18 protein-coding genes and 2 pseudogenes are annotated in these 24,257 nt (G+C 66.1%); 8 read left to right on the top strand and 12 right to left on the bottom strand.

The window, feature by feature from the left end; translation table 11 throughout:
- Positions 1–9 precede the first annotated feature (9 nt).
- Both Q9R14_RS01670 and Q9R14_RS01665 read left to right on the top strand, forming a co-directional pair.
- Positions 10–1,293, top strand: a complete 1,284-nt coding sequence (locus Q9R14_RS01670; RefSeq protein ID WP_306003250.1) for an outer membrane beta-barrel protein — start codon at positions 10–12, stop codon at positions 1,291–1,293.
- A gap of 81 nt (positions 1,294–1,374) precedes the next feature.
- A complete protein-coding gene (locus Q9R14_RS01665) occupies positions 1,375–3,567 on the top strand; it encodes a polysaccharide biosynthesis tyrosine autokinase (protein ID WP_306003249.1) in 2,193 nt (730 codons plus the stop codon).
- Positions 3,568–3,599: 32 nt separating this feature from the next.
- Here the strand turns inward: Q9R14_RS01665 and Q9R14_RS01660 are convergent, their stop codons facing one another.
- From Q9R14_RS01660 to Q9R14_RS01645, 4 genes are read right to left on the bottom strand one after another with little or no spacing between them, the layout of a single operon-like run.
- On the bottom strand, positions 3,600–3,911 hold the full coding sequence (locus Q9R14_RS01660; RefSeq protein ID WP_306003248.1) for a hypothetical protein: 312 nt from the start codon (positions 3,909–3,911) through the stop codon (positions 3,600–3,602).
- Positions 3,908–6,454, bottom strand: coding sequence for a cbb3-type cytochrome c oxidase subunit I (locus Q9R14_RS01655; RefSeq protein ID WP_306003247.1), 2,547 nt, complete (start codon positions 6,452–6,454; stop codon positions 3,908–3,910). Before Q9R14_RS01655 ends, Q9R14_RS01660 begins: the two co-directional genes overlap by 4 nt.
- Positions 6,451–7,428 carry a cytochrome c oxidase subunit II gene (gene coxB, locus Q9R14_RS01650; protein ID WP_306003246.1) on the bottom strand — a complete coding sequence of 326 codons (978 nt, stop codon included), beginning with the start codon at positions 7,426–7,428 and terminating at the stop codon, positions 6,451–6,453. The genes Q9R14_RS01655 and coxB overlap by 4 nt, the downstream gene beginning before the upstream one ends.
- Positions 7,418–7,816: a cytochrome c family protein gene (locus tag Q9R14_RS01645; RefSeq protein WP_306003245.1), complete on the bottom strand. Its 399-nt coding sequence runs from the start codon at positions 7,814–7,816 to the stop codon at positions 7,418–7,420. The genes coxB and Q9R14_RS01645 overlap by 11 nt, the downstream gene beginning before the upstream one ends.
- A 145-nt stretch (positions 7,817–7,961) precedes the next feature.
- On the opposite strand from Q9R14_RS01645, the pseudogene Q9R14_RS01640 reads away from it, so the two are divergent.
- Positions 7,962–8,507 (top strand): annotated as a pseudogene (locus Q9R14_RS01640) (cytochrome c); the annotation flags it as partial.
- A 7-nt stretch (positions 8,508–8,514) separates the two neighbouring features.
- Here the strand turns inward: Q9R14_RS01640 and Q9R14_RS01635 are convergent.
- The 3 genes from Q9R14_RS01635 to Q9R14_RS01625 form a co-directional block, all read right to left on the bottom strand.
- Positions 8,515–9,234: a cytochrome b gene (locus Q9R14_RS01635; protein ID WP_045811114.1), complete on the bottom strand. Its 720-nt coding sequence runs from the start codon at positions 9,232–9,234 to the stop codon at positions 8,515–8,517.
- Positions 9,231–9,872, bottom strand: a complete 642-nt coding sequence (locus tag Q9R14_RS01630) for a cytochrome c oxidase assembly protein (RefSeq protein WP_306003244.1) — start codon at positions 9,870–9,872, stop codon at positions 9,231–9,233. Before Q9R14_RS01630 ends, Q9R14_RS01635 begins: the two co-directional genes overlap by 4 nt.
- Positions 9,873–10,048: 176 nt before the next feature.
- Complete coding sequence (locus tag Q9R14_RS01625) at positions 10,049–11,011, bottom strand: LysR substrate-binding domain-containing protein (protein ID WP_306003243.1); 963 nt, start codon at positions 11,009–11,011, stop codon at positions 10,049–10,051.
- Positions 11,012–11,103: 92 nt separating this feature from the next.
- Between Q9R14_RS01625 and Q9R14_RS01620 the strand changes: the two genes are divergently transcribed.
- A complete protein-coding gene (locus Q9R14_RS01620; protein ID WP_306003242.1) occupies positions 11,104–12,267 on the top strand; it encodes an MFS transporter in 1,164 nt (387 codons plus the stop codon).
- A 13-nt stretch (positions 12,268–12,280) separates the two neighbouring features.
- Here the strand turns inward: Q9R14_RS01620 and Q9R14_RS01615 are convergent, their stop codons facing one another.
- The 3 genes from Q9R14_RS01615 to Q9R14_RS01605 all read right to left on the bottom strand — a co-directional run bounded on the left by Q9R14_RS01615 (position 12,281) and on the right by Q9R14_RS01605 (position 14,727).
- Positions 12,281–12,541, bottom strand: a complete 261-nt coding sequence (locus tag Q9R14_RS01615) for a hypothetical protein (RefSeq protein ID WP_284876610.1) — start codon at positions 12,539–12,541, stop codon at positions 12,281–12,283.
- Between the two features lie 2 nt (positions 12,542–12,543).
- Positions 12,544–14,154 (bottom strand): globin-coupled sensor protein, encoded by a 1,611-nt coding sequence (locus Q9R14_RS01610; RefSeq protein ID WP_306003241.1) that lies wholly within the window; start codon positions 14,152–14,154, stop codon positions 12,544–12,546.
- A gap of 114 nt (positions 14,155–14,268) precedes the next feature.
- A complete protein-coding gene (locus Q9R14_RS01605; RefSeq protein ID WP_306003240.1) occupies positions 14,269–14,727 on the bottom strand; it encodes a MarR family winged helix-turn-helix transcriptional regulator in 459 nt (152 codons plus the stop codon).
- Positions 14,728–14,920: 193 nt separating this feature from the next.
- On the opposite strand from Q9R14_RS01605, the gene Q9R14_RS01600 reads away from it, so the two are divergent.
- Positions 14,921–16,528, top strand: coding sequence for an ATP-binding protein (locus tag Q9R14_RS01600; protein WP_371929742.1), 1,608 nt, complete (start codon positions 14,921–14,923; stop codon positions 16,526–16,528).
- A gap of 49 nt (positions 16,529–16,577) precedes the next feature.
- Here Q9R14_RS01600 and Q9R14_RS01595 read toward each other — a convergent pair whose 3' ends face one another.
- Both Q9R14_RS01595 and Q9R14_RS01590 read right to left on the bottom strand, forming a co-directional pair.
- Complete coding sequence (locus Q9R14_RS01595; protein WP_306003238.1) at positions 16,578–19,067, bottom strand: TonB-dependent receptor domain-containing protein; 2,490 nt, start codon at positions 19,065–19,067, stop codon at positions 16,578–16,580.
- Between the two features lie 216 nt (positions 19,068–19,283).
- On the bottom strand, positions 19,284–21,173 hold the full coding sequence (locus Q9R14_RS01590) for a methyl-accepting chemotaxis protein (protein WP_306003237.1): 1,890 nt from the start codon (positions 21,171–21,173) through the stop codon (positions 19,284–19,286).
- Between the two features lie 344 nt (positions 21,174–21,517).
- On the opposite strand from Q9R14_RS01590, the gene Q9R14_RS01585 reads away from it, so the two are divergent.
- The 3 genes and pseudogenes from Q9R14_RS01585 (at position 21,518) to Q9R14_RS01575 (ending at position 24,179) form a co-directional block, all read left to right on the top strand.
- Entirely contained in the window at positions 21,518–22,609 is a 1,092-nt protein-coding gene (locus tag Q9R14_RS01585) for a DUF2332 domain-containing protein (RefSeq protein ID WP_306003236.1), read from the top strand.
- A 232-nt stretch (positions 22,610–22,841) separates the two neighbouring features.
- Positions 22,842–23,849, top strand: a pseudogene (locus tag Q9R14_RS01580) (TonB-dependent receptor domain-containing protein); the annotation flags it as partial.
- Positions 23,850–24,035: 186 nt separating this feature from the next.
- Positions 24,036–24,179 (top strand): hypothetical protein, encoded by a 144-nt coding sequence (locus Q9R14_RS01575; RefSeq protein ID WP_306003234.1) that lies wholly within the window; start codon positions 24,036–24,038, stop codon positions 24,177–24,179.
- Positions 24,180–24,257: the final 78 nt, after the last annotated feature.

Below are 24,257 nucleotides of genomic sequence, written 5' to 3'. Positions count from 1 at the left end.
GGGGGGCCGATGCGACGCGAAATCCTGCCGGCGGGCGTCGCCCTGATGCTGTTCGGCGCAACCGACGCCTCGGCCCAGGCTTTGCGCTCGGCTCAGGACGCGCAAATCGACCTATTCGTTCGCAACCGCGCGGTCGCCGTGCGTGATCGGCCGCAACCCGCCGATGACCCGCTCGGCGTCCGGGCCGGCGGTTTCACGGTCTTTCCCCAGCTTCAGTCGGTCGTCGTTCATGACGACAATGTCTTTGCGGCCGAAGACAACCGTCAGCCTGCAACGACCTTGCGCCTGACGCCTGAGGTCGTCGTCCGATCCCACTGGTCGCGCCACGCGCTTGAAACCCGCGCCCGCGCCGAAATCGACCGGAATCTCGATTTCGACAGCGAGAACACGACCGACTGGAGCCTGGGCGGCGCCGGCCGTCTCGACATCGTTCGTGGCATCGACATCACCTTGGCCGCCGACTACGCTCACGATCACGAGGCCCGCACCGCCGCGGGGGCCGGCCCCGTTGCTCGCCGCCCGATCACCTTCGATCTGGCCTCCGCCTCGCTCGCGGCGACGCGCACGCGAGGTCGATTGCGCCTCCGGGCCGACGCCGCCGTTCTTCGCTATGACTACCGCGATGGACTGAGCGCTGCCGGCACCGTCATCGAACAGGACGACCGGGATCGCACGGTCGCCCGCCTGACCGGCCGCGCCGACTACGCCCTCTCATCCGCCACGGCCCTGTTCGTCCAGGTCGCCCGCGATGACCGCGACTATCGCACGGTGGCAGGGTCGCCGGAACGATCCTCGTCGGGCCACGAAGCCCTCGCTGGCGTGGACTTCGAGCTGGGCGCGCTGATCCGGGGCGAGGTCGCCGCTGGATACATCCGCCAGGATTTCAAAGACACAGCCTATAGCGATCTGGACGGTTTCGGCGGTCGTGCGCGCCTGTCGTGGTTTCCCACCCAGCTGACGACCCTGACCGCCGCCGCCGCGCGCAGCGCCGAGGACACCGGCGTGATCGGCTCGGCCGGCGCCCTGCGCACCGACCTGTCGATCAGTGTGGACCACGAGCTGCTGCGCAATCTGATCCTGACGGCGGAAACGGCGTGGAGCGAAGACGACTACAACGGCCTCGACCGCACGGACACGCGCTTCGCCGCCGGCTTCAACGCCGTCTATCGCCTCAACCGTCGCTACGGTCTGACCGCCGGTCTGGCCTATCTCGATCAATCGTCGTCCGGCGCCGCTGGGGGACCGAGCTATCGCTCGACGCGCCTTTCCGTCGCCGTCGTCTCGCAGTTCTGAGCACACCGCCACAGCGCGAAGATTGACAACCTAGAAGCATCATCGCACCACTGGACGGGACGATCACCGTTCGATGGCGCGATGACCCACCACGACCCCGCGATCGGCGGTTCCGGCCAGCCGGCGGACGACGCCATCGACCTCCACGCCCTGTTCGCCGCCTTCCGCCGTCGTCTCGGTCTGTTCACCGCTGTCGCAGCCGTCGTCTGCCTGATCGTGCTGGCGCTGATGCTGGGCCAGCCGGCGGTCTATACCGCGACCGCCAGCCTCCAGATCAATACCCGCAAGGAACAGGTCGTGGCGGGACAGGCCGTGCTGTCGGCGCTCGACGCCGAGGCGGCCATCGTCGACACCGAGGTCGAGGTTCTGAAATCGCCACAACTCGCCGCCCAGGTCGTGGAGACGCTGGGCCTGATCCGCGATCCCGAGTTCAACGCCCGCCTGCGATCCTCGCCCCTCACCAACCACCTGCCGCGCGCCACGCCTGCGCCGACCGATGCCCAGATCGAGCGCCAACAGGTGATCGACGCCGTCCGGCGACGCCTGATCGTGCGCCGCGTCGGCCTGACCTATTCGATGGCGGTCGGCTTCACCTCCCAAGACCCGATCAAGGCGGCCCGCATCGCCAACGCCTTCGCCGACGCCTATCTTCAGTCCCAACTGACCGCCAAATTTGACGCCAACGCCCAGGCCAACACCTTCCTGGGCGCCCGGCTGGAAGACCTGCGCCGACAAGTCGAGTCCGCCGACGCCGCCGTCTCGGCCTACCGGATCGACAACGGCCTGCTCAGCGCCCAGGGTGCCACCCTGACGGAGCAGGAAATCTCGGCCTATAACCAGCAACTCGCCCTGGCCCGCGCACAGCAAGCCGAACAGGACGCCCGCCTGCGCACCGCCCGCTCCCAGATGGCGGCCGGCTCGAACGGCGACGATGTCGACGAAGCCCTCTCCTCTCCCGTCGTCCAGAACCTGCGCGCCCAGCGCGCGACGATCAGCACACGCGTCGCCGATCTCTCCGTGCGTTACGGCCCGTTGCATCCCGACATGATCCGCGCCCGTCAGGAGTTGGCCGACATCGACGCCCAGATTCAGGCCGAGATCCGGCGTGTCGTCTCGAATCTGGACGCCCAAGCCCAGGTCGCCCGCCAACGCGCCGCCTCGGTCCAGTCCAGCCTGGACGCCGCGCGCGGCGCCCTGGCCGACAACAACGCCGCCTCGGTGCGCCTGCGCGAACTGGAAGGCGAGGCCGAAGCCGCCCGCGCCATCTACCGCGCCTTCCTGGATCGCTATCGCGAGACCAGCGCCCAGACCGGCGTCGAACAGGCGGACGCCCGCATTGTCTCGCGCGCCACGCCTCCGACCGCGCAAAGCGCGCCGAACCTGACGATCAGCCTCGCGCTCGGCCTGCTGCTTGGCGCGGCGGCGGGGACCGGCGCCGTCATCATCGCCAACGCCATGCAGACCGGCCTCAGCGGCCCCGATGACATCGAGCGCAGGCTGGGCGTCGGCGCCGTCGGCGCCGTTCCCCTCGCCTCATCGGTGGCCACGGCGGAGGATCAGACGCTGCACCCGATCGATCTCGTCGTCCAACGCCCGCTGTCGGTCTTCGCCGAGGCCTTCCGGGCGCTGCGCACCTCGATCACCCCCATAGTCAACTTCGTGGGCGAGCCGGGCGCGCGCATCGTCGCCGTCACCTCCGCCCTGCCCGGCGAAGGCAAGACCACTACAGCCGTCTGTCTGGCTCGCGTCGCCGCGCGCTCCGGCGGACGGGTTCTGTTGATCGACGGCGACCCGCGTCGGCGCGGCGTGACGCGGATGCTGGGCCTGAACCCCGACCACGGCCTGGCCGAAGTCCTGCACGGCGCGGCGGCCTGGCGAAACGTCTTGGTGCTGGACCCGGCCTCCGGCGCGCAGGTTCTGCCCCTGTCGGGATCAGGCCTGTCGGCCGACGACCTGTTTGGGGCTCCGCCGATGACCGCTCTGCTCGACGACCTGCGTCAGGCCTTCGACCTGATCGTCATCGACATCGCGCCCGTCCTGGTCCTCGCCGACGCCCGCATCCTGGCGGCCACGGCCGACACCGTCGTCCTGCTCGCCCGCTGGCGAAAGACCCCCGCGCGCGCCGTCGCCGCCGCAATCCGCATCCTCGGCCAATCCGGTGTTCGCCTTTCCGGTGTCACCCTGAGCCAGGTCGATGTCCGGGCGCAGGCTGGCCTAGGCTATGGCCAAGCCGACTATGATTACCGAGCCTACAGAAAATACTATGCGGCCTGATTGTCGGTAGAGATCAGGCCGCACGATCACCTTCACATTCTACCACCGACGACGAGCACCAGAGTTTGAAACACAACGCCGATCGCGCCAAGCAAGCTGCCGGCGATCGCCAGGCGCAAGCCGAAGGACCGTGTCGCTTCCGGCTTTGCACGCAGGGCAACCAGGCATTTCCAACATAAGGTGCCAATGCTTGCCAGACAGAGGGCGCTGAAAGTCAGTCCGAAAGCATTCCACGCGCCGGCGTCGCCACGCGCCACGTCGGCGGCGCTGGACAGCAGATACAGGCCCAAAAAATGGGCGGCCCAGATCAGGAGCCCGCCCAGCATCAGCAGCCAGAACCTCATGCGCCGACGCCCGGGAACAGGCGGATCAGAAGGGTCGTCGCCGCGCCCTGAACCGCCGTGAAGGCCACGAACAGGGCGACCACCTCGAACGTCGCCGGATAGCGCGGCGAGACCAGGCCGCAAAGCCAGCGCAGCAGGATGAACGACCCCATCAACAACGAAATGCCGACGAATGTCCCCTGCCAGGCCAACAGGGCATAGACGGTCGCACCTTGGCTAGAGGCGTCGGGCCGCAGACCCGAGTTCCACCAGGCCGAGGCCTCGGCCGCAAAGGCGCCGCCCGCCGCCAGGGTGGCGACCAGCATCAGGACAGAGGCGATGCCGGCGCTGCGCGGCCGGTCCAGCTTCAGCGCGCCTGGAGAAGCCCAGGCGCCGATCCCCGCGCCCGCCAGCAGCCCCAAGGTCAAAGGCAGCGAGCCGATCTCGGGCGGCGCCTGCCACAGGTCCGGTCGGCGGCTCCACAGGAAGACGTAGGAGAAGCAGGCCATGATCGCGACCATGCCCGACACGATCAGGGTGATGACCATCGCCCACCAGCCGTGACTGCTGGGGCCGGACACATAGGTCGGCAGTCGCACGCCGCCGCCGACATCCACCGTCGCTGGACCGCTGGGGCGATCCAGTCCCCAGCACCATTTGAGGATGCAGTAGATGGCCAGCACGCCGCTGACCAAGGAAGCGACGTAGGCCTGGATCGTCAGGATCAAAAAGAAGCCGGCAGTGAAGATCGCGCCCCAGACATACCAGCTGGACGGCCGGGGCATCCGCTGGAGATATTGGGGCTCGGCGTTGATTGGACTGGTGATCATGGTCTCGCGCTCGCCGCGCGGCGCGCCGGGCAGGAAGTAGCGGCCGGCCTCGACGTCGCGCGCCAGGTTAGGCTGGTCCCACACCGGATACAGGCTCTTGATCACCGGGACGGAGCGCAGCGAGTATCGACCGGCGGGCAGCCACTCCAGCCCCGGCCCGCCGAAGACATTGCCCGCGTCCTTCTCGCCGAAGGGCCGGAAGTTGCGGATCATGTCGATCATCCACAGCACCACCGCCAGGCCGAACATGAAGGAGCCGACGGTCGAGATCATATTGGGCAGATCCCAGCCCCGATCCGGCAGATAGGTATAGACGCGGCGCGGCATGCCCATCAGCCCGGTCAGGTGCATGGGCATGAAGGTGACGTTGTGACCGACGAACATCAGCCAGAAGATCCACTTGCCCCACCGCTCGCTCAGCGGCCGGCTGCTGGACATCGGCGTCCAGTAGTAGATGGCGGCGAAGAGCGGGAAGACCATCCCGCCGATCAGGACATAATGCAGGTGGGCGACGATGAAATAGCTGTCGTGGGCCTGCCAGTCGAACGGCACCATGGCCACCATCACCCCGGTCAGTCCGCCCATGACGAAGATCACCAGCCCCCCGACGGCGAACAGGCCGGGCGTGTTGAACCGCATCTTGCCCGCCGCCAGGGTGGCGATCCAGGCGAAGACCTGCACCCCCGCCGGCACGCTGACGGCCATGGAGGCGGCGCTGAAATAGTTGATCGAGATCTGCGGCATGCCCGTGGTGAACATGTGGTGCGCCCAGACGCCGAAGCTGATGAAGCCGGTCGCCAGCATGGCCAGGACCACCAGTCGATAACCGACCAGCTTGGTCTGGGCGACGGCCGGGATCAAGGTCGACATGGCCCCCGCCGCCGGCAGGAAGATGATGTAGACCTCGGGATGGCCGAAGAACCAGAACAGGTGCTGCCACAGCATGGGATCGCCGCCCTTGGCCGCATCGAAGAAGGGCCAGCCCAGCGCACGTTCCAGCTCCAGCAGCAGGGTCGACAAAATGATCGACGGGAAGGCGATGATGATCATGCAGGCGAAGATCAGCATGGCCCAGGCGAAGATCGGCAGCTTGTCCAGCGTCATGCCCGGCGCGCGCGTCTTCAGCACCCCGACGATGATCTCGATGGCGCCGGCGATGGCCGAAATCTCGATGAAACCGATACCCAGGAGCCAGAAGTCGGCGTTGATCCCCGGCGAATAGGTCATCGACGTCAGCGGCGGATACATGAACCAGCCCCCGTTCGGCGCCAGGCCGAAGAACAACGAGGCGAAGAAGCACAGCCCCCCGACCAGATAGGCCCAGAAGGCGTAGGCGCTCAGCCTCGGGAACGGCAGGTCGCGCGCCCCTAGCATCTGCGGCAGCAACAACACGCCCAGCGCCTCGACCGCGGGCACTGCGAACAGGAACATCATCACCGTGCCGTGCATGGTGAAGATCTGGTTGTAGGTTTCCTGCGCCAGGAAACCTGTCATCGGCAGGGCCAGCTGCGTGCGCATCAACAGCGCCAGCACGCCCGCCAGCACAAAGAACAGCATGGCCGCGCCGACGTAATAGACGCCGATGTAGTTGTTGTTGATCGCCGTGATCCACTCCCACGGCCGCCGCGGGCCGCACCAGACCTCGTTGAGCTGCTCCAGCTCGCCCTCGGGCCGGGCTTCGGTGGTGGGGAAGCGTTTGTAGAGTTCGGGATCGAACCCGGTTTCCGAACTCATTTCAGGCTTTCCAGATAGGCGGCGACGGCGCGCACGTCCTGGCCCGACAGGACCGCATAGGACGGCATCCGATTGCCGGGCTTCAGGCTCTGACTGTCCGAAATCCAGCCGGCCATCGTCCCCTGATTGTTCGGCAGGATGCCGGCGCCCAGCGTCTGGCGCGAGCCGACGTGGGTCAGGTCCGGTCCTGCCAGACCGTTCGCCTCGGTTCCGCGAATGGTGTGACAGGCGGCGCAGCCCGAGGCGGCGAAGACGTTGCGCCCCTGGTCGATCAAGGCGAGCGCCCCCTGGGCCGAGGGCACGACGGCGGCCGGCCGCGACTGACGCGCCAACCAGGCGGCATAGTCGTCCGGCGCATGGGCCACGACCACCAGCCCCATCAGAGCGTGAGGACCGCCGCAATATTCGGCGCATTGGCCGCCATAGGTCCCAGGCGCATCGGCTTGCAGGCGCATGAAGTTGCGGCGGCCGGGGATCATGTCGGTCTTTCCGCCCAGACGCGGCACCCAGAAGCTGTGGATCACGTCCGCGCTTTCCAGCTCGAACACGACGGGCTGGCCGGCCGGGATATGGACCTCGTTGGCGTCCTGCACGATCTCGCGCCCCTGACCATCCAGATAGGCGACGCGCCACCACCACATTTCGCCGGTGACGCGCACCCGCATTTCGCCGGGCTTGGGCGCATCGGCCACCCGAGCGGTCGTGGTCAGCCCATAGACCAGCAGCCCGGTCAGAACGACCACCGGGAAGACCAGTCCCGCAACCCAGATCAGGCGTTCGCCGCCGACCCGCCGCTTCCACTTGCGCGGCCCGAACAGGGCGATGCCGAGCGCCACGGCAACCACGACCATGACCACCGCCGCCATGACGAAGAGCACCCAGGCCACGGTCTGGATTGGTCCGGCGAATGGCCCGGCCGGATCCAGTACGGGCGGCGGCCAGCCGGCGATTCCGGGAGGGGCGTCAGTCTTCATCGAGCGTGTACAGATAGGCCGCAACGTCGCGGGCTTGGTCTTGCGTCAGGGGCATGGGCGGCATGGCGGTTCCGGGATCCATCGACGGCGCGTCGATCAGCCAGCGGATCAGGGTATCGGGCTGGTTCGGCAGACGTCCGGCGATCAGGGGACGCGCGCCGAACCCGGCAAGGTTCGAGCCGGACCGGCCCTCGGGCCAGGCGACGCCGGGGATGCGGTGACAGGCCGCGCAACCGACCTCCTTGATCACGGCCAGTCCGGCGGCCGCATCGGCCTGAACCACCGGCCGCGGCAGGTCCGACTTGTCCACGCAGGCGCAAAGGGCGAGCGCCAGCGCGCAGGCCGCCGCCCGTCGTCCCATCGCCTCGCCCGTTGTCCGAAAACCCATCCGCCCCCCAAAGCTTCGCCAGAGCAATCCTCTTGTCGGACGGAGGTTCCCGACTGCGACATGGAGCCTCGTCGCATCGCCACAAGGAACCTTCGCCATAAGCAGGTGTTGCACCGCCGTGCGCGCCTCCCTTTCCGTCCTTGTTATGCTGACCGGCCTGGCCGCCTGCGACTCCACGCCGGGCCAGACGGATCGCACCTTCACGGCGAATGGTCAGGTCATCGCCATGAGCGGCGGCGCCGGCGGGGCGGCCAACGCCTGCTTTACATGTCACGGCCTGGACGGAGGCGGGGACGGGGTCGCCGCCCCACGCCTAGCGGGCCTGGACGCCGGCTATCTGCAAAAGCAGTTGGAAGATTATGCATCGGGCCTGCGTCCCGACGACGCCATGACGCGCATCGCCAAGGCCCTGGATCAGCAGGGCCGACGCGAGGTGGCCGCCTACTACGCCGCCCTGCCCCCGCCACCGACGCAAACGCCCGTGTCGATGGCGCCTGCGCCCGCCCTCTATCTGAACGGCGACCCCTCGCGCGGCATCGTCGCCTGCGCCTCATGTCACGGCGACCGGGGTCAAGGCTCGGGCCAGGGCGGCAATCCTCAGATCGCCGGTCAGCCTACCGCCTATACGTTGGAACAGATTGACCGCTGGAAAACGGGCAAACGCCGCAACGACCCGCGCGGCGTCATGGCCGCCGCCGTCAAATCGCTTTCGGCCCCAGAAGCCCGCGCCATAGCGTCCTGGCTGTCGACGCAACCCGCTTCTCCAGCGCGCGCCAGCGCCGCTGCCACCGGGTCCGCTTCGGTCGAAGCAGCGGCACGACCGGCAGCATCGCGTGAAACACGTCGTCCCTATCGATCAGATGGTGCTTGAGCGCGGCGCCGGCGTGGATGGGGATCATCAGCAGCAGGGTGATGACCAGTCCCCAGTGCATCCATTCCGCCGCCGCCTCGATCGCCCATAGCTGGGTGTTGGACAGATCCTGCAGCGGCAGCAGCGGCCATTTGATGAACCCTAAAGTCTCCAGCTGGCGTGTCCGATCCGTCGCCGAAATCATGGCCCAGCCCGACAGCGGCAGGCCGAACAGGCAGATGTAGAAGACATAGTGGGTCACATGGGCGGCCATGCTCTCCCAACCCGGCTTGTCCGCATCATTGATCAGGTCGGGCGCCAGCAGTCGCCACGACAACCGGCCGATCACTAGGATCAGCATCAGCACGCCGATCGCGAAGTGCAGGTCATAGGCGGCCATCATGGCGCCGCCCACCGGCTGGCGCCCCATCCACCAGCCCCAACCGAGCTGGAAGATCACCAACCCCGCCATCACCCAATGAAAGCCGATGCCGACGGGCGAGTAGCGACCCTCGTCATGGTGACCCGCCGCCCATTCCAGCAGCTGCCTGAACAGTCTTTCGATCATGCCGGATGCGCCTCGGCGTCGGGGCCGATCATCCGCCCCAGCCGCCACAGGGCGGCGAACAGATACAGCGCCGCCGCCGGCGCCCACATGATCAGCCCGGCCGCCTGCTGATCCTCCAGCGGCGTCAGGCCCCAGGCCAGGGTCGAATAGGCATGGGGCGCATAGACCGCCTGCCCCGCAAAGGTCAGCACCGCCCCGAGGAGCCCCATCGCCAGCATGGCCGCCAACAGGGCGATGACCGCGGCCGGAGCAGACGCCGACCGCGCCGCGCACCAGAACCAGACGGCGCTCGCCAGCAGACTGATCTGCATCACCCAGTAGACCGCATCGTTCGACAGGGCGGCGCCATAGGCGTCGGGTGCATGCCACGCCCAGAACACCACCGCCTGCACCGCCGTCGCCAGGATCAGCGACCCATATCGTCTCATGGGCAGGGCCGCCGCCAGCAAGGGCGCGGCGAGGCCGACCAGCAGCACATGATGCACCGTCCGTGCCGCGAACAGAGCCGAGCTTAGGGCGCACAGCGGGGACACAAATCCAACGGCTAAGACAGCGACGGCCGCCAGACCATAGCCCCGCCGCCGCCCTTCCAGCCGCCAAAGGACCAGGCCCGCAGCTGCGACGAGAACGGCCAGCAAGATCGGATCCAGGTTCCAGCGCCACTCGCCGAAAGCCGGCGCGGGTCCGCAATACGGCGTCCAACTCAAATCTGTACCCCCAACCGCTTGCCGGATCTCCTGATCCCCGTGAATGGGAAAAGCCATGCCAGCGGTGACGGTTCCGCACGCATCATTTCCACGACGATTTGCCGCGATCACCCCGTGTCAGCACCAGGAGCGACTTCGGTCGCATCTCTTGCAACCGACCGTGGCCGCAGTTGATCGACCAAGAAGTCGACGAACACCCGGACGCGAGCGGGAACGCTGGCGCCGCCGACAAAGACGGCATGGATGGGCTCACGATCGCCAGGGTTAAAATCCTCAAGCAGCGGCACAAGCTCACCCTTCGCAATGGCCTCGGCGACGCTGAAGTTGCCCACGCGCGTTACGCCGACGCCGGCCAGCGCAAGTTGCGTCAGGCTCTCGCCATTGTTCGCTTCCACGGGGCCGCGAACCGTCAGCGCATAGTCACGACCGTCCCGTCGAAATGGCCACACGGGCTCCAATCTTCGGAAGTTGAAGTTCAGGCAGTCATGTTGGTGCAGGTCCTCCGGCACGCGCGGCACGCCGCGACGCGCGAGATAGGTCGGCGACGCCACGATCGTTCGCCCTGTCTCACCCAGCCGTCGCGCCGTCAGCGGACTGTCCAGCAGCGGTCCGAAGCGAATGGCGACATCGGCCTGTCCGGCCGCGACATCCACGACCGTATCCGTCAGATTGATATCGACGAGGATTTGCGGGTAGCGCGCCACGAACGCGCCGATCAGCGGCACGACCACCTGCCGACCGTGCGCCAGGGATGCGCTGACCCTTAAGCGTCCCTGCGGCGCGCCCTGGTCCGAGATGGACTGCTCGGCCTCATCCAGGTCGGCGACGATTCTCCGTGCGGCGCTCAGATAGGCCTGGCCCTCGACCGTCAACGTCAAGGCGCGGGTTGTCCTCAGGACGAGCCGCACGCCCAGTCGCGCCTCGATCCGATCGATCGTTCGGCTCACGGCCGATGGCGTCAGCCCAAGAACCCGACCGGCCGCTGAAAAGCTGCCGGCAGCAGCCACAGCCGCGAACACCTCCATGTCGCGGGCGCGATCCGCGCCCGCTGACGGCGCCTTTGCGTGCATTTCAAAAATCCTTCGCTTCCGAAAGGCCTAACCGCTGGGCACGACCGCGTCCATCTGTGCGCAAGTCTTATTGGTCTGCGGATTTCCATCCTATGAAACTCAACCCTCCCCTGCTGGCGCTCGCCGCCGGCGCGTTCGGTATCGGCGTGACCGAGTTCGCCCCCATGGGGCTGTTGCCCGTCATCGCGACCGATCTGGGCGTCTCTATTCCATCGGCCGGTCTGCTAATCAGCGCCTACGCTCTGGGCGTCGTCCTGGGCGCGCCCTTGATGACCCTGGCCACGGGCCGCGTTCCGCGCCGCACCCTGCTCATCGGTCTCGCCGGCATCTTCACGATTGGCAATGCGCTGTCTGCGCTGGCTGACAACTACGCCCTGCTGATGATCGCGCGGATCATCACGTCGCTGAACCATGGCGCCTTCTTTGGCGTCGGCGCCATTGTCGCCGCCGGGCTGGTGCCGCCGGACCGCAAGGCCGGGGCGGTGGCTGCCATGTTCATGGGCTTGACCATCGCCAATGTCGTGGGCGTGCCTCTGGCCACCTGGGCTGGGGAAACCTTGGGCTGGCGGGCCAGCTTCTGGGGCATTGCGATGATCGGCGTCATGGTGATGGCGGCCCTCGCCCTGACCCTGCCGAAAGCCGCCGCACCTGCCGCCGGCGACATGTTGGCTGAACTGCGCGTGCTTGGCCGCAGACGCGTCCTGTCGGCCTTGGCCCTGACAGTTATCGGGTCCAGCGCCATGTTCACCGTCTTCACCTACATCACGCCGATCCTGCGCGAACAGACCGGCGCGTCGCTGGGTTTCATCACCGCGATGCTCGTCCTCTATGGGCTGGGGCTGACCGTCGGCAACTGGATCGGCGGCAAGTTTGCTGACCATTCTGTCGATCGCACGCTGATCGTAACCCTCGCCGGCCTGTCGCTCGTCCTGCTGACCTTCGCCGTGGCCATGCCTTTCGCCAACGTAAGCGCCGTTCTCATCTTCCTGTGGGGCATCGCCAGCTTCGCGCTCGTGCCGCCGCTTCAGGTTCGCGTGATGGATGCAGCGCGTGAGGCCCCGAACCTGGCTTCGGCCGTCAACATCGGCGCTTTTAATCTCGGCAACGCCATCGGGGCCGCTCTGGGCGGCGCCGTCATCGCCGGCGGCCTCGGCTATCCAGCCGTTGCTATGGCCGGCGCCGGCGCGTCCGCCCTTGGTCTGCTGATGATCGTGCTGATGTCACGCCGACCAGCCGTCGTGGTCGCAGCCGAATAGGGAGCTCCGTCAGTCAGCCATTGTCGTTTCCGGCGCTTTGGCAGCGGTGTTCCAGCGATAGTCGGCGGACGTCGGCGGCGTTCTGAAAGACGGCGCGGCTGATGAAGGCGCCCATGTCGCGCCAGGCGTTGGATATGGTCTGGAAGGTCTGTTCGTCGGTCTGGCTGGCGGCCAGGGCTTCGTTCCAGCGCGACGTCAGCGCGTTGATCTCGTCGAGCATCAAAAGCCGCCCGCAGGCGAGGGTCATCCGGTAGCTTGCGCTTCCTTCGCTCATCTTCAGAACTCCTCCCAGCCGGCCGTGTCCGCCTCCTCCACGACGGCCAGCGCGGCCGAGCCGGAGGATCGCAGCGCGGCCGGACGCGTAGGCCGGGGCGCGCTCGGCTTGCGCGGCGCCGGGGCGGCGAGGGCTCGGCTGCTCAGCGCGGTTTCGCGCGTCAGGCTGAAACGCTGAACCAGATCCGACAGCTGACGGCTCTCAGAGGTCAGGCTGTGGCTGGCCGCCGTCGACTGTTCGACCATGGCGGCGTTCTGCTGGGTCACTTGGTCCATCTGGTTGACGGCGGTGTTGACCTCTTCCAGCGCCGTCGACTGCTCGCGCGTCGAGGCCGTAATCTCGTTCATGAGCTCGTCGATTTCGGCCACGCGCTTGACGATGGACGACAGGGCCTCGCCCGTTTCTGCGACCAAGGTGACGCCGGACTTCACCTGGACGGACGAGGTGGTGATCAGCGACTTGATCTCCTTGGCCGCCTCGGCGGACCGCTGCGCCAGGGCCCGAACCTCGGAGGCCACCACGGCGAACCCTCGGCCCGCGTCACCCGCGCGCGCGGCCTCGACGCCCGCGTTCAGGGCCAGAAGGTTCGTCTGGAAGGCGATTTCGTCGATGACGCCGATGATCTGGTTGATCTGCGACGACGACTGTTCGATCGCGGTCATGGCTTCGACGGCGCGGCTGACCACCTCGCGCGACTGCTCGGCGGATTGACGCGAGGTTTCCACGACCGCGGCGGCGCGACTGGCGCCTTCGGCCGCCCGCTTCACCGTAGCGGTGATCTCGTCCAGCGCGGCCGCCGTTTCCTCCAGCGTGGCCGCCTGATGCTCGGTGCGCCGCGACAGGTCGTCGGCCGCTTCGCTGATTTCGGCGGCGCCGAGCTGCATGGCGCCCGTATTGCCGGCGATCTCGGCCATGGCGTCGTCCAGACGCTGCATGGCGGTGTTGAAGTCGGTCTTCAGGCGCGCATAGCCGCCGGTGAAGTCGGACGCGATGCGGGTTCGAAGGTCGCCCTGGGCCAGAGCCGCCAGAGCCGCCGCCGTATCTTCCACGACCCGCGTCTGTTCGGCCTCGGCCTCTGCGCGCTTCTGGTCCGCCTCCAGGCGCTTGGTCTCGGCGGCTTCCAGATACAGCGAAATGACGAAATCCATGTCGAGCATTGCGGCCTTCACGACGCTGGCCAGCGTCGCAGACAAGGCCTTGCCGTCGTCGCGCTTCGAAAACAGCGACCGCGTCTTGGCGTGGGATGTGACGATCGCCTCGATCAGCCCTTCCAGGACCAGGGCGTAGCCGCCGATATACCAGCGCGGCTCCAGGCCGATCCGGGCGTGGGTCTGGCCGATGCGGCGCACGCCCTCGACATAGGCCGGATCAAAGGCGCCCGAGGCGATCAGGCCCCAATGTCGCGCCTGGGCGTCCTTGGCCCCCGCGATCTGGCTCTCCACGCCGAAGAAGCGGGCCACGTCAGGCGTCGCGCGAACCTGGGCGTAAAAAGCTTCAAGGCTGGGCTGAAGCGCCGCCTCGATGACGGGTCTGGCGTCGGCGAGCCGAGACCTTGCGGCCTTGTCCAGCTTCAAGAAGCGAAGTCTTTGATCCAGATTCATTGCGTCCGACATGACGGCCCCCTTGCATGGCGGTCAGTTGGACGAGGTTCGATCTAAAAGCCGGTTGAAGTCCCTTCAGCCTGTAGACTGTTTCACAGCGGAAGCATTGTTTGCGCCGGTCTGACGTCAGGTCGCGGCGTGACCGACGTCCTTCGCCATGGCCTGCAGCAGCGGGATCAGCTGGGCGGCGGTCTTCAGACCCTCGCTGGTCAAAAGGCCGGCCAGACGACCGTATTGCGACCGCCGATCGTCCAGAACGGCGCGGCCTGCCTCGGTGATTTCCAGCATGGTGACCCGCCGGTCGTTTGGATGGGGCGAACGCTTGACCAGGTCAGCGCGAACCAAATTATCGACCAGCCGCGATAGCGAGGCCGGCGGCGCCTGAAGCGTCGATCCCAGAGCGCATTGTTTGACCCCGCGACGGCCCTCGCCGGCGATCAAGCTCAAGGCGCGGACGGCGGCATTGCTTTGACCATCGGCGCGCAGGACGCGATCAAGCTGGCGATCAAGCTCAAGCAAGGCGGTGTCGAGCGCATAGAGCGCCATGGCGGGATCATCGAACTCCCGCACGGTGAACTCGTCCATCGTCCCACGAACACCCATAGGTCCGATGTGACAGGATTGGCCGCAACCTGCAAGATAGACGAAGGTCAACCCTTAGGGCTATCGAACTCTTAACAGTGCATCCTGAAGGAAACGATTTCATATCGGCGCAATCCTAGATTGCCGAGCAAGCCTTTGGAAACAGAGTGGGCGAGGCAACAACCGGAAAGAGCCGATGGCGTCGGTCAGAATACATCCCGCCCACCCTTTGACAGCGACCCGATCGCTGGGGATAAGCACGGGAGGCGCGCTCGATGCTGAACTTCGAAGAGCGCTCGAAGTCGCCGCCATCCTGGTGACGACCGATCGACATGGGGTCATCACCGACTGCAATGAGAAGTTCGTCGCAGTCAGCGGTTACAGCCGAGAAGAGTTGATCGGCTCGACCCATCGGATCGTGAACTCCGGCCTGCATTCCAAGGCCTTCTTCCAGGATCTGTATCGCACGATCCGCAGCGGCAAGGTGTGGACCGGCACGTTGCGGAACCGTCGCAAGGACGGCAGCCTCTATTGGGTCGATACGACTATCGTGCCGGCGCTCAGCGGTCCCGAAGGTCCGGCGTCCTACACGGCCATCCGTTTCGAGGTGACCGAACATGTGCTGGCTCTGGAGGCCCTTTCGGAAGCGCGCCTCGTCGCCGAACGCGCCGCCGCGCTGCGCGACACCTTCCTCGCGACCATGAGCCATGAGGTTCGAACGCCGTTGAACGGCGTCCTGGGCCTGGCGCAGTCCCTGTCAGGCGCCGACCTGCCCGACGATGCGCGCCAGAAGGTCGATCTGATTATCAAGTCCGGCGAGACGCTGAGGCGCATCTTGGACGATGTGCTGGACCTGTCCAAAATCCAGGCCGGCGAGATGAACCTGGTCAACGAATCCTTTGCGCCGTCCGACACCATTTCCGGCGCGGTCGATCTGATGCGGCCGCTGGCCAGCGAAAAGGGACTTGAGCTGATCTCCCGGTTCGACGGCCTTCCCCCCCATCTCATGGGCGACGGGGCCCGTCTGCGTCAGATCCTGCTGAACCTGGTCTCCAACGCCATCAAATTCACTGCAGTCGGCCAGGTGCTGGTCGATGCGCGCTACTCTAAGCCGTCCAGGCGTCTTCGCATCCGCGTCGCCGATACCGGCATGGGCTTTGATCGATCGACGGCGAAACTGTTGTTCTCGCCGTTCAGCCAGGCCGACGATTCCATCTCGCGGCGGTTCGGCGGCACGGGCTTTGGCCTCTCCATCAGTCGTCGCCTGGCGGAGCTGATGAGCGGCGGCCTCAGGGTGCGTTCAAAGCCCGGTCGGGGAACGCTCTTCGTTCTCGACTTGCCGATGGATCCCAGCGGCGAGATCACCCGCGAAAGCGAGAGCCATGTGGAGGCGCTGGATCGACTATACGGCGCGCGGATCCTCTTGGCGGAGGATAATCTCGTCAACCAGCAGGTCGTCCAGGCGCTCCTCAGCGGCTTCGGCTGTCAAATCGATGTCGCCGAAAACGGCCAGGAAGCCGTCGATCTTTGGTCGGCGCACGCCTACGACCTGATCATGATGGACATGCAGATGCCGGTCATGGACGGCGTCGAGGCCATCCGCAGCATCCGCAGAGGCGAACAGCAGCGCGAGGTCAACAGGCTCCCGATCGCCATGCTGACGGCCAACGCCTCGTCCAACCATCGCGATCTGGCCTCACGCGCCGGCGCCGACGTCGTCATCCCCAAGCCCTTATCTGCCGATCACCTGATCTTCGAATCCGCCCGCCTCCTCAACAACGCCGCCCGCTGTCACTGGATATAACTCCCGAAGGAACAGGCTTCCGGGCTCACGCGCGGAAGCCTGCTTTGCATCAGAAGTAGAAGCGCACGGCTGCGGTGACGGTGCGGCCCGGCAGGGCCTGGGCCAGGACCACACCGCTGGCGGGCAGGCTGTCGGCCGACACCTCGGTCAGCGCCGTTTCGTCGAACAGGTTGTTGGCGGTCACCGACAGCACGACGCGGTCGATGGGCCGCACCTGGACGAAGGCGTTGACCGTGGCGTAGCCCGGCATCTTCAGCTGGTTGACGTCCTGCGTATAGCTCTCGGTCGTGCCGACGACGCTGGCGCCGACCGTGAACAGGTCCGTCTCGTATTGCGGCATGACCTGGAAGATCAGGTCGGCCTGACGGCGCGGCGAGTTGCCGACCAGAGCCGCATCCTCGGCCTTGGTGATCTCGGCGCTGGTGACGGTGGCGCTGCCGGTCAGGCTGAACGGACCGTGACGCACGCCGGCCTCGAACTCGGCGCCCTTGGCCTCGTAGCTGCGCTGGACCAGCACCAGACGCGTGACGCCGCCGGCATCCGCGCGGATCTGCTGATTGGTCTCGCTGACCTCGGCCCAGAAGCCCGTGACGTTGGCGAACAGGCCGTTGGCCCGGTACTTCATGCCGATCTCGGCCTGGTTCACCGGATCATAGGCCGCGTCGGCCTGCAGCAGGTCGCCGTCGACATTGCTGATGGCCGGCGAACGCAGGATCTTGTCCGCTGCGGCGCGTGCGCCCTCGCTGTAACGGGCGAAGGTCGAGAAGCTGTCCGAGACGCGATAGTTGGCGCTGAGCGAATACGAAACATAGTCGTAGTCGTAGTCGACCGGGGTGGCGCTGGCGGCCGGGGCGAAGGCGAAGGTGCGCTCCGCTTCCGAGATGACGCCGTCGTTGTCCACGTCGATGGTGCGAACGTCGGTCAGGCCGTTGGCGACCGTGCGGCCGCTGACGTCGCCGCTGTCGAAGCGGATCGATCCGCCCAGCGCCAGCTTGCCCAGCCGGTAGTTCAGCGAGGCGTAGGGCGCCAGCACCTTGTAGGTCACATCGGTGCGCGAGTTGGACCCGGCGCCCGAGGGACCGAAGAAGTTGACCACGCCGTCCTGCGTGCGGGGCGTGCCGTTCGTATTGAAGATGTCGACCAAGGCCGAGTTTCCACCGCCCACCACATCCTGAAGGAACGGGATGTACTGGCGATCGAAATTCAGATCCTGCTGGGCCGAGTAGACGCCAACGGTGGTCGTCAGGTCGCCGCCGCCGATCTTCCAGACGCGGTTGGCGCGCAGGTCGTTGGTGAAGTTGTCAAGGCTGTCGATGTCGGTGTGGACCAGAGTCGAATAGGCCAGCAGGCCGTTGCCGTTCAGGGTCGTCGGGCTGGTGATCGCCTGACCGGCGCGCGGTCCCGTCGCATAGGCCAGGGTTCCGGGACGACGGCCGAACGCCAGCGGCGCCTGGGCCGCCGGCACCACGGCCAGCGGATAGTTGAAGGACTGATCGCCCGATTGCTGCGCGTAACGCATATGCTCGGAAATCGTCCAGCCGTGCAGGTTGAAGCGGGTCTGGAAGCCCAGCGCGCGCACCTGAACCTGATTGCCGTCCTGCAGATTGACGCGCTTCAGGTTGTTGTCGCCGTCCAGCAACGGGAAGACCGTGGTATTTCGCGACGTCAGGGTGTCGCGCGTCATCGAGAAGTTCGGAACGTCGCTGTAGTTGGGATCGTCGTTCGTGCCGGACACCAGCAGAGGCGTCGGACCATAGGCGATGACGGTGTCATCCAGGATCTTGCCGTACAGACGCACGAAGCCGCCGTCGAAGGTCTTGGTGATGTTGGCCTTGATCTGGCCGCCCTTGTTGCCCGTGAAGCCGGCGTCGCGCGGGCCTTCACCTTCGCGATAGAAGCCGCCGACGTGGAAGCGCACGGTGTCGCTCAGGTGACCGCCATAGCTGAAGTCGCCGCGATAGGTGTCGTAATCCAGGCCCGAAGACACCTGGACCGAGCCGCCTTCGACCTCACCCGTCTGCGAGATCAGGTTGATCACGCCGCCCGGCGCGTTCGATGCGAAGGTCGAGGACGACCCGCCGCGGATGGACTCGATCTGGCCGACGTTGAAGTCGTAGCGCATGAAATAGTCGGACGTCAGCGCCAGGATGTCGCCGAACTCCAGGACCGGCAGACCGTCTTCCTGGAACTGCAGATACTTCGCGCCGGTGCTGACCATCGGCAGGCCGCGGATCGTATAGTTGCCGTTGGTCTCGCCCGTGCTGGCCTCGGCGCGAATGCCAGGGATGGTGCGGAACAGGTCGTTGATGGAATAGGCGCCGATCTTGGCGATCTCGACATCGTTGATCGAGCTGGTGGAGGTCGCGCTGTCCAGCCTGTCGCGCGCCTTGGCCACCCCCGTCACGATCACGTCGTCATTGGCCCGCGTCCGGCTGGCCTCCCAGGCCGTCTGGCGCTGCGGCGCAGGTTGCGTCTGCGCATGAGCGGGCATGGCGAGGATAAGCGGCGCAAACGCGGCCGTGAGGTACAGGGATTTCAAGGAAGCCTCCAAGGCGTTGTCTGGCAGCACAGAGACTGGACAACTGATTTTCGTTCGGAAATTCTTCCATGCAGTTTCTTGCATGGCTGTTATCAATAAAACACGGATGTGTTTGATGATTTATAATGCCAGACTACGGATTAATACTGACATAACGGCGCTTATGAAGTTCGGATTGTTGCGCCGGTTTCTACAACACTCAACTGGATCGATATCTTAGAACTCGTTCCAGTCGTCCTCGGCCGCTTCGCTAGACAGGGCGAGCGCACCGACCGTGCGGATGACTTTGGGCGCCGACCTGGGTGCGGGCGCGGCGTCCCGACGAGGCGCCGGCGCGGCCGAGGTCGTCGTATTCAGCCGGAACCTGGACACCAGGGTCGCCAGCTCATCGGCTTCCGTCGCCAGGATGCGCGCCGCCGCCGTCGCCTCTTCCGCCATGGCGGCGTTCTGCTGGGTCATGCGGTCCATGCTGCCGACGGCGCTGTTGACCTGCTTCAGGTTCTCGGACTGGACCTGCGCCCCTTGCGCGATGTCCACGATCAGGGTGTTGGCGTCGCCGATCTTGGACACGACGCGCGCCAGCATCTCGCTGGTTTCGCCCACGCGATCGACGCCCAGCCGCACCTCGTCCGACGACTTGCTGATCAGCTGCTTGATATCCTTGGCGGCGTCGACGGTGCGCTTGGCCAGTTCGCGCACCTCGCCGGCGACAACGGCGAACCCGCGCCCCGCATCGCCTGCCCGCGCGGCCTCGACGCCGGCGTTCAAGGCCAGCAGATTTGTCTGCAAGGCGATAGCGTCGATCATGTTGATGATCTCGCCGATCTCTTGCGATCCGGCCTTGATGGCGTCCATGGCGACGATCGCTTCTTCGACGATCACGCGACCGTCCGCGGCGTCGCCATTGGCCAGGGTGATGGCGTTACGGGCGTTGGCCGCGCTGCGCGCCGTGTCGCCGACCATGTCGGTGACATGGTTGGTGGCGGTGGTGGTCTGCTGCAGGCTAGACGCCTGCTGTTCGGTTCTCAGCGACAGGGTTTCGGACGCCGAGCAGATCTGGGTGGCGCCCAGGCGAACGCTCTGCGCCGACCCCGCCACGCTGGCCAGACTCTCTTCCAGACCCTGCACCGCCACGTTGAAGGCCGTGCGCAGGCGCTCATATTCCGGGGCGAACGGCGTGCGAATGGTGTGGGTGAGATCGCCGGCGGCCAGGGCTTCCAAAGCCGTGTCCAACTCTTCGACGACGTGACGCTGCGCGGCGTCGGCAACGATCTTCTCGCGCTCGGCGGCGTCCTTGGCAAGATCGGCGGCCGCCTTGGCCCGTTCGGCCTCGGCCTTGGCCAGCGCCGTGTCCCGGAACACCAGAACCGCGCGCGCCATGTCGCCCAGTTCGTCGGCATGGCTGGCGTCGACGACGATGTCGTTGTCGCCCTTGGCCAACTGCCCCATGGCTTCGGTCAAGACCGTGATCGGTCGCGCAATCATGCGGCTGAGAATGGCCGACAGAACCATTGCGATGGTGATCAGGGCGATGCCGCCGACGATCAGCGCGATGATCGCGGTCACGATCGCAGCCTGCTGGCGTTCCAGATTTTTCTCGGTGACGGCGGCTTCCGCTTCACGCAGGTCTCGCAGAGGCAGGACGGCGTCGCTGACCAGAACCTTCTTGCCGGCGTCGCGCACCTCTTGCTGCGCCTGCTCACGCTTGCCGGCGCGAACCTCGGCGATCATGCGATCGCCCCAATCGGCTCTCCAAGCCAGGGTGGCTAGGCGCGACTTTTCGAGCAGGGCCTGCTTTTCGGCGTCGCCCAGCTGTCCGTTCAGTTCAACGACGACCTTGTCGAACTCGTCGCGCCCTTCGTAGTAGGATTTCAGATAGGTCTCGTCGCCGGTGACCAGAAAGCCTCGAAACTGGCTGTTCTGACGCAGGATCGCGGTTTCCAGCGACATCGCCTGCGCCTCGATCGTGCGGCTGAGATTGTTGCTCTCGATGGACGCGCGGATCATCATGATCGTGGCGAAGAACACCGCCATCATGACCGCCGCCGAGACGCAGATCAGGGTGAAGGAAAGCCGCAGCTTCTTCGGAATTCGCATCTTGGACATCATGAGCTCGCCCCCGTTACGCACTTTTACTTATCCAGGGGCAGCTTATTACTCAGCTGACACCAATGCGCGCAGCCCGACCCTTGTTCGAGTCACGCAAAACACCCTGTTTTTCAGGTGACTATCCACCCCTATGACAAAATGACTAAAAAGATAGTTAAGCTGGCGACGCCCGGCCGTTTACATCGACCGGACCTGAATTTTGCGAGATTCACGCGCTGTTAAGCGAGGTGATCATAGGTAAGTCACCCTCCCGTCGCCGCTCCAAGCAACGCCGGGCCGCAACTTCCGGGCGAATACTTCTTGAGGCCGGGACAGATAAGTAACAGTTCGTTTTATTCGGAATGCGCGACGATGCCATCGGTGACTGGATGACCTGCCCCGTCGCCGACCGTTTAACCCAGGAACTCGTGGCCCAGGCCGACCGCTGCCGCGCCATGGGGTCGCCCTTCGTCGCCGGCGTTCTCGAGGCCGCGAGCCGGCAGCTTTCGCACGCGCCGCTCACCGCCGCACGGCTGTATGATTGGCCGGGGGATCAGGCCGCAGCCGCCCTGGCTCTCCGTTTGAACGGCGCCTTACACGCCCTGGCGCGCGCGGGCCGGTCCTACGCCCTGACCAGCCTCTATCGTCGCGAACACACCGACTTCGACGCGGCCGTGGCCGACGCCCTGGCCCAGAACGATCGATACATCGCCGACTGGATCCTCCATCCGCCGCAAACGAACGAGGTGGCGCGCGCCGCCGCGCTGATGAGCGCGCTGATGGCCGCCCCTCTGGATCGCACCATGCCCTTCGAGCTGCTCGAGCTCGGGTCCAGCTGCGGCCTGAACCTGAATCTGGATCGCTACGCCTATGCCCTTGGGTCGGCGTCAGCCGGCGACCCCTTCTCGGACGTGCAGATCGAGCCCCTGTGGCAAGGCGCGTCGCCGAAGGTCGGCCCGGTTTCCATCGCGGCGGCGCGTGGCGTCGACCTGCACCCGCTGAACGCCGCAGACCCGGCGCATCGCGAACGTCTGCTGGCCTTCGCCTGGGCTGACCAGCCAGCGCGCACCCAACGCCTCGAGAACGCCCTGCGCATCGCCGCCGATCATCCGCCGCGCATCGATCGGGGCGACGCCGTGACCTGGCTGACCGACCGGCTGGCCGAGCCGCAGGCGGTTGGGCGCTGCCGCGTCGTCATGCACACCATGGTGCTGCAATATCTCAGCGACGACGACCGGCGCCAGATCACGGCGCTCCTCTCGACCGCCGGCCGCCGCGCCGACGCCGACCACCCGCTGCTCTGGATCAGCTTCGAATGGACCCGCGACCGCAGCCACGTCGAACTGCGCCTGACAGCCTGGCCCACCGGCGAAACCCGCGTCCTGGCCCACTGCCATCCCTACGGCGACGAACTGGAATGGCTGGCGTCATCTGCGACCGCCTTGGCGGCCTAGGAGCGACCTTTGCCCACATAATATGGCGCCGTCGCAGATCAGGCGCCGTATCGACCACGACTCCCACCGGGCGTTCAAAGCAGTCCTGGTTGCCCGAAAGGCTGAAGTGTCGGGTCGCGATTTCTGTGGCGCGCGGCCAGACTCTCATCGCACGGATCCGAAGCTCCTGCGGCCGAGATAGCGTTCGTGCGGAAGCGAGAAGACCCACAGCGGCCGTCCGGTCGAGAACGACAACCAGTACAACGACACCCTGCCGTCGATGAACCTGGTGTGGGAACTGAACGACAAGCTGATGCTGCGTTTCGCGGCGGCCAAGGTCATGGCCCGCCCGCAGATGACGGCGCTACAGCCCGGCGTCACGGCCTTCACCGTTCCGGTCGGCATCGGCGCGGACCCGGCCCAGTTCGACGGATCCAATGCGGCGATCACCCTGGGCAACACCAAGCTGAAGCCGTTCCGCGCCTCCAACCTGGACTTCAACGTCGAATGGTATTTCGCCCGCGACGCCATCCTGTCGGTCGCGGTCTTCCACAAGGAGATCGAAAGCTTCCCGCAGGTGGTGCTGCGCGAAGGCAAGCTGAGCGAGATCTTCAACGCCGAACAGATCGCCAATCTGCGCGCCGCCTATGACGGCCTGACCGATGTCGCCTCCGACAGCCGCCGGGCCTATATCGACCAGGACCTGCCCTTCCAGGTGCGTCAGTACAACGATGCGCCGGGCGGCAAGCTGGACGGGTTCGAGATCGCCTATCAGCAGAACTTCACCTTCCTGCCCGCGCCGTTCGACGGCTTCGGCATCCAGGCCAACTACACCCAGATCGAATCCGAGCTGGAATACATCCTGGACCCGGCCCGTAACCTGACCGGCACGGCGCCCTTCCTGGGCGCCTCGCCCAAGTCGTTCAACGCCACGATCTTCTATGAGGTCGAGAAGTGGAGCGCGCGTGTCTCCTCGGCCTATCGCGCCGCCTATCAGACCACCTATCCGCTGGCGTCGGGCGGTTGCGATCCGGGCGTGTGCGACTCGCCGCTGATCAACGACTTCATCGGCTCGGAAGAGACGCTGAACGTGGATGCGTCCTTCACCTACAAGCTGACGGACAACGTCACCTTCACCGCCGAGGCGCTGAACCTGACCAACCAGACCGATACGCGCTGGGCCTATCAGGCCGATCCGGTGGTCAACAACTATGGCTCGACCGGCCGCCAGTACTTCGTCGGCGCACGGTTCGTGTTCTGATGACGACGACCGACAGCTGACTTCTCCCGGGACGCTGTCCCTTCAGGGGGCGCCCTGTGTTCGCTTGCGTTCGCCCTGATCGTTCTGGACTTCGTGCAGCGCGACCGCAGCCCGCCACCATGGAGCATGATGGCGATCCGGCTCTTTACGCTAATCCGGCGCGAAGATTGGGCGGCCGAAGCGGCAATGAAGCTTCCGCCGGCGGGCCTGCTAGACCGGCCGGTGTCAGACCAGCCGCATCACGGCCTCCGCGTGACGGTGATCTGCGTGGCTATGGTGTTGGTCGCGGCGGCGGCCCTGACCATCTGGTTCAACGCCCTGACCAACTGACGAACCGGGTTCGCGTCAGTCCGACCCGCAATCGCAGCGGTAGCGCCACTTCTCGCCGATCACCTGCGCCACCGCGAC

Origin of the sequence: Brevundimonas sp. C43, assembly GCF_030732185.1 — a bacterium.
GTDB lineage: Bacteria > Pseudomonadota > Alphaproteobacteria > Caulobacterales > Caulobacteraceae > Brevundimonas > Brevundimonas diminuta_C.
The sequence above is the reverse complement of the archived record's forward strand: the minus strand, read 5'-3'. Positions and strand labels throughout refer to the sequence as shown.

Coding starts and splice junctions, on each gene's coding strand:
- Q9R14_RS01605 (WP_306003240.1), bottom strand. CDS start 14,727: ATGGACGAGTTCACCGTGCGGGAGTTCGATGATCCCGCCATGGCGCTC.
- Q9R14_RS01585 (WP_306003236.1), top strand. CDS start 21,518: ATGCGCGACGATGCCATCGGTGACTGGATGACCTGCCCCGTCGCCGAC.
- Q9R14_RS01670 (WP_306003250.1), top strand. CDS start 10: ATGCGACGCGAAATCCTGCCGGCGGGCGTCGCCCTGATGCTGTTCGGC.
- Q9R14_RS01635 (WP_045811114.1), bottom strand. CDS start 9,234: ATGATCGAAAGACTGTTCAGGCAGCTGCTGGAATGGGCGGCGGGTCAC.
- Q9R14_RS01620 (WP_306003242.1), top strand. CDS start 11,104: ATGAAACTCAACCCTCCCCTGCTGGCGCTCGCCGCCGGCGCGTTCGGT.
- Q9R14_RS01575 (WP_306003234.1), top strand. CDS start 24,036: ATGAAGCTTCCGCCGGCGGGCCTGCTAGACCGGCCGGTGTCAGACCAG.
- Q9R14_RS01655 (WP_306003247.1), bottom strand. CDS start 6,454: ATGAGTTCGGAAACCGGGTTCGATCCCGAACTCTACAAACGCTTCCCC.
- Q9R14_RS01600 (WP_371929742.1), top strand. CDS start 14,921: ATGGCGTCGGTCAGAATACATCCCGCCCACCCTTTGACAGCGACCCGA.
- Q9R14_RS01645 (WP_306003245.1), bottom strand. CDS start 7,816: ATGGGTTTTCGGACAACGGGCGAGGCGATGGGACGACGGGCGGCGGCC.
- Q9R14_RS01590 (WP_306003237.1), bottom strand. CDS start 21,173: ATGTCCAAGATGCGAATTCCGAAGAAGCTGCGGCTTTCCTTCACCCTG.
- Q9R14_RS01615 (WP_284876610.1), bottom strand. CDS start 12,541: ATGAGCGAAGGAAGCGCAAGCTACCGGATGACCCTCGCCTGCGGGCGG.
- Q9R14_RS01665 (WP_306003249.1), top strand. CDS start 1,375: ATGACCCACCACGACCCCGCGATCGGCGGTTCCGGCCAGCCGGCGGAC.
- Q9R14_RS01625 (WP_306003243.1), bottom strand. CDS start 11,011: ATGCACGCAAAGGCGCCGTCAGCGGGCGCGGATCGCGCCCGCGACATG.
- Q9R14_RS01610 (WP_306003241.1), bottom strand. CDS start 14,154: ATGTCGGACGCAATGAATCTGGATCAAAGACTTCGCTTCTTGAAGCTG.
- coxB (WP_306003246.1), bottom strand. CDS start 7,428: ATGAAGACTGACGCCCCTCCCGGAATCGCCGGCTGGCCGCCGCCCGTA.
- Q9R14_RS01660 (WP_306003248.1), bottom strand. CDS start 3,911: ATGAGGTTCTGGCTGCTGATGCTGGGCGGGCTCCTGATCTGGGCCGCC.